At 61.6% G+C, this 3,743-nt stretch carries 6 protein-coding genes and 1 pseudogene; 1 reads left to right on the top strand and 6 read right to left on the bottom strand.

Translation table 11 applies throughout. From position 1 onward, the window contains the following. Nucleotides 1-271, top strand: a 271-nt coding sequence (locus tag EN932_RS31280) for an N-acetyltransferase (protein WP_164890716.1), incomplete at its 5' end; no start/stop codon positions are given. A gap of 95 nt (nt 272-366) precedes the next feature. Here the strand turns inward: EN932_RS31280 and EN932_RS31285 are convergent. From EN932_RS31285 to EN932_RS31310, 6 genes and pseudogenes are all read right to left on the bottom strand, one after another. Further along, complete coding sequence (locus EN932_RS31285; RefSeq protein WP_013529756.1) at nt 367-651, bottom strand: SCP2 sterol-binding domain-containing protein; 285 nt, start codon at nt 649-651, stop codon at nt 367-369. A gap of 197 nt (nt 652-848) precedes the next feature. Then, the gene (locus tag EN932_RS31290; protein WP_013529757.1) at nt 849-1,364 is read right to left on the bottom strand and encodes a hypothetical protein; all 516 of its coding nucleotides are present in this window, start codon (nt 1,362-1,364) and stop codon (nt 849-851) included. A gap of 97 nt (nt 1,365-1,461) precedes the next feature. Continuing rightward, on the bottom strand, nt 1,462-1,887 hold the full coding sequence (locus tag EN932_RS31295) for a hypothetical protein (RefSeq protein WP_013529758.1): 426 nt from the start codon (nt 1,885-1,887) through the stop codon (nt 1,462-1,464). Between the two features lie 13 nt (nt 1,888-1,900). Continuing rightward, nucleotides 1,901-2,512, bottom strand: coding sequence for a rod-binding protein (locus tag EN932_RS31300; protein ID WP_164753790.1), 612 nt, complete (start codon nt 2,510-2,512; stop codon nt 1,901-1,903). 100 nt (nt 2,513-2,612) lie between these two features. Further along, nucleotides 2,613-3,506, bottom strand: coding sequence for a carbohydrate ABC transporter permease (locus tag EN932_RS31305; RefSeq protein WP_024502709.1), 894 nt, complete (start codon nt 3,504-3,506; stop codon nt 2,613-2,615). 1 nt (nt 3,507) lies between these two features. Further along, nucleotides 3,508-3,743: pseudogene (locus EN932_RS31310) on the bottom strand (sugar ABC transporter permease); the annotation flags it as partial.

Genomic DNA, 3,743 nt, shown 5'->3' on the forward strand with positions numbered 1-3,743 from the left:
CGCCGGCATCGGCTCGGCCCTGATGCGCCATGCCATCGCCGAGGCGGCACGTCTTGGCCATGCCGCGATCCTTCTGGTCGGCGATGCGCCCTATTACGCGCGCTTCGGCTTCTCGGCCGAGAAGACCGGTTCGCTTGCCATGCCGGGACCCTATGAGCGGCACCGCCTGCTGGCGCTGGAACTGGTGGAAGGCGCGCTTGACGGCGTGCACGGCACGCTGAGGGCGGCCGGCCGCAAGCTGAAGGCGCAGGAATTGATATCGGCGGCCTGAGATACGAAGCCGCCAGCATTTCACGCAAAAACGCCGCCCGAAAAGGCGGCGTTTTTTCGCGATTGGTGGGCGCCACCTTGGGCGCCTGCATGCCTTCAGCCGATCAGCTGGCTGAGCGCCATGGCAACGGTCATGTCGCCTTCGACCTTTATCTTGCCGGTCATGAACGCCATTGTCGGGTTCAGGTCGCCAGCGATCAGCGAATCGAGATCGTCGAGCGAGAGCTTGATGGTGCAGTCGGTGGGTGCATCGGTGTTCGAGACGGTTGCGCCGTCGATGACGATGACGCCGTCGCTGCCGGTGTCGAATTTCACGGAACGATCGAACCCGCTGCTGGCCACGCGCGACTTGATCTTCTCGGCAATCTCCTGAACGCTCACGCTGTTCTCCTTGTCTGGTTGCATCTGTCTCGCAACGGCGCTTCGATCCAGCCGAAGCCCGTGCCGCGGTTTCGCGATCACGGTCGCTGCCGCATATAGCTTTGGGTTGACGTTTACGTCAACGCGAATTCAGGCGGTTGGTTCCTGCCGTTGCGGCAGGCGAGCCTGGAGGAGGCCGGGAATGCGAGCCCGGCAACTCAGTGTTCCTTGAACGCCTTGGTCATTTCGCTCGCCGTCTCGCTTTTCTTGCGGCGCAGCCAGTTGTCGCGGATTTCGTCCTTCGACAGGAAATTGACCTGGTCGATCAGAACCTCATGCACCAAAGGCGCCCCGACACGCGTGTTGACGGTATCGCGGATCGCGGCGCGGAAGGCATCGAGATCGATCGTCGCCTTGTTGGTGAAGTCGATCTGCGGATTGGAATAGAGGTAGGAATAAACCTGGTCGGTGATCAGCGCTTCGGCGGGAATGGACAGTTTCTTGATCTGCTCGGGTTCGACCGTGTAGACAAGCTTGGTCAGGAAATAGCCGCCGATCTCGGAATCGCGGATCAGCGGCACCGAAATGATGTCGGTCTTGACGTAGTCGAGGCCGCCCAGCATCGGCTTCGGCGTTTCGCCGACACCGCGCTCGCCGGCCGCCTGGAAAGAATAGAATACGGCGCCCAGCGTTGCGGCGCAGATCCAGACGGCGATGGCGATGACCTTGATCATCGGGCCTTGTCAGTCCCTTGGTCAGTCCCTTGCAATGGCAACGCGGCACGGCGCCGTTGCCGAGGCAGGATCTCCGATGTGTCGCCTGTGTTCGCCATCACGCCTTTATCCAGCCGAACTCGCCGGCGGAATAGGTGCCGTCGGTCTCGGCGCGCTGGATGGCGTGCCGCAGCAGGCTGGCGACTTCGTTGACCGCGCTGAGATGCGCCAGGATCGCCGCTTCGTTCTTCGCCAGCTTCTGGCGCAGCCGGGTCAGGCCCTCGCGGTGCTGCTCGAGGAATTCGGCTTCGCTGCCGCCCTTCATGGCGCGGGTCAACTCGTAGAGGTAGCGGCTCTTGCGGGCGTTCGATGCCTTGAGATCATAGTTGGTGGCGTTGCGGATGCCTGCCGTCTCTTCCTCGACCACTTCCTCGATGCGGCCGATGATGGCGGCGAGATTGCCGGGCCGCGCGAACGGGATCGGCGCTTCCGATGTGGTCGTGCGTGCTGGCAGGTTGGGGGTGGATTCCGAAAAGTCGGCCATGGCGTTTCCCAGTTTAGATCTTGATATTTGTTTTTATGGTCGTCTCGTCACCGGTCATCGATCCCGCAGCCTTGCGCTGCAATTGATGGACCAGCGAGGTCGACAGGCTGTTTTGCTGGTCGACCTCGGTCTTTTCCGGCCCGCCCGAAACCGGACCGACGGGCACGACGCGCTTGCCTTCGAGATAGTGGTCGGCGAGCATCGATTTGGCGATGCCGATGCCGCCGCGTTCGGCCATTACGTCGGCCACCCGCTCTGCAAGCTGCGATTTCCACATGTCGCCGGCCAGGCCCTTGCCGTAGACGCCCTCGGTGTCCTTGGGCAGCATGTTCTGGATGAAGGTCTGCAGCACCATCGCCTCGAACTTCTTGAATTTCTTGGCCGGGTCGGTTGCGGCGGCGGCCTTGTCGGCTGTGGCGCGCGACAGGATCGCGCCGGCATCGACGGAAGCGGCTGTGTCGAGTGAAAATGTGCCCGTAGCGCCGCCGGCCCGCTTTGCCAGCGCGGCGCGGGCGGTCTCGATATCCGCCGGGTCGACGGCTCGGGCCACATCCATAACGATGTCGCTGGGTGGAGAAATCGCCAAGAAAGTCCGCCTTTTACCGGTTTTCCCTGACCAGACCATGCCTCAACAAGCTTGTGGCAGGCTTGCGGGAAGGAGAGGGAGCGGAGTGCGGGGGATCGGATCGAAGCTGCCGGCCGAGGGGCGGATTTCCGCCTCAGCCTCACTCCTTGACCGCCCCCGTCATCGAGGAGACGTAGTGCTCGACAAAGAATGAATAGAGCACCACCACCGGCAGGGAGCCGATCAGCGCGCCTGCCATCAGGGCTCCCCATTCATAGACGTCCGAACGTACCAGCTCGGTAAGCACGCCGACCGGCACGGTTTTGTTTTCGGACGACTGGATAAAGGTCAAGGCGTAGATGAATTCGTTCCATGACAGGGTGAAGGCGAAGATGCCGGCGGAGATCAGGCCGGGCACCGACAGCGGCAGAACTATCTTGGTCAGGATTTGCCAGCGGCTCGCTCCGTCGATCAGCGCGCATTCTTCCAGTTCGAAGGGTATCGAGCGGAAGTAGCCCATCAAGAGCCACGTGCAGAATGGAATGAGGAACGTCGGATAGGTGAGGATCAGTGCGAACGGCGTATCGTAAAGGCCGAGGTTGAACACCATTACCGACAGTGGAATGAACAGAATCGAGGGCGGCACGAGATAGGCCAGGAAGATCGCCAAGCCGACCTGCCGCGCCCCGGAAAACCGCAAGCGCTCGATCGCATAGGCAGCGAACACCGCCGCCAGCAGCGACAGGAAAGTTGAGGCGGTCGAGATGATGATCGTGTTGAGGAGCCAACCCGGATAGGACGTCTCGAAGAGCAGATACCGAATATGCTCGAGCGTCGGATGGACGACCCAGAACGGGTTGAAATTGGCATAATCCGTCATCTCGAGATTGGGTTTCACCGCCGTGATCGTCATCCAGTAGAACGGGAACAGCAGCACGATGACGAAGATCAGGAGCGGCAGATAAACGGTCACCACGCGCCGGGGCAGGCTCTGAAGATAGCCCATGCCGCCTTCATCCGTGTTCGGACGGTTGCTCGTTTCGATCGCGGCCATGTCAGTCTCCACCGCCCTGCTGCCATTTACGACGTTGCAAGCCGAAATAGCTGAAAAGGATCGCCGCAAGCAGGAACGGGATCATCGCCACCGCGATCGCGGCTCCCTCGCCAAGCTGGCCGCCGGAAATGCCGCGCTGGAACGAGAGCGTCGCCATCAGATGGGTGGCATTCACCGGCCCGCCGCGAGTCAGCACATAGATCAGCTGGAAATCGGTGAAGGTGAACAGGACCGAAA

The organism is Mesorhizobium sp. M7A.F.Ca.US.002.01.1.1 (genome assembly GCF_004022955.1).
GTDB classification, from domain to species: domain Bacteria; phylum Pseudomonadota; class Alphaproteobacteria; order Rhizobiales; family Rhizobiaceae; genus Mesorhizobium; species Mesorhizobium ciceri.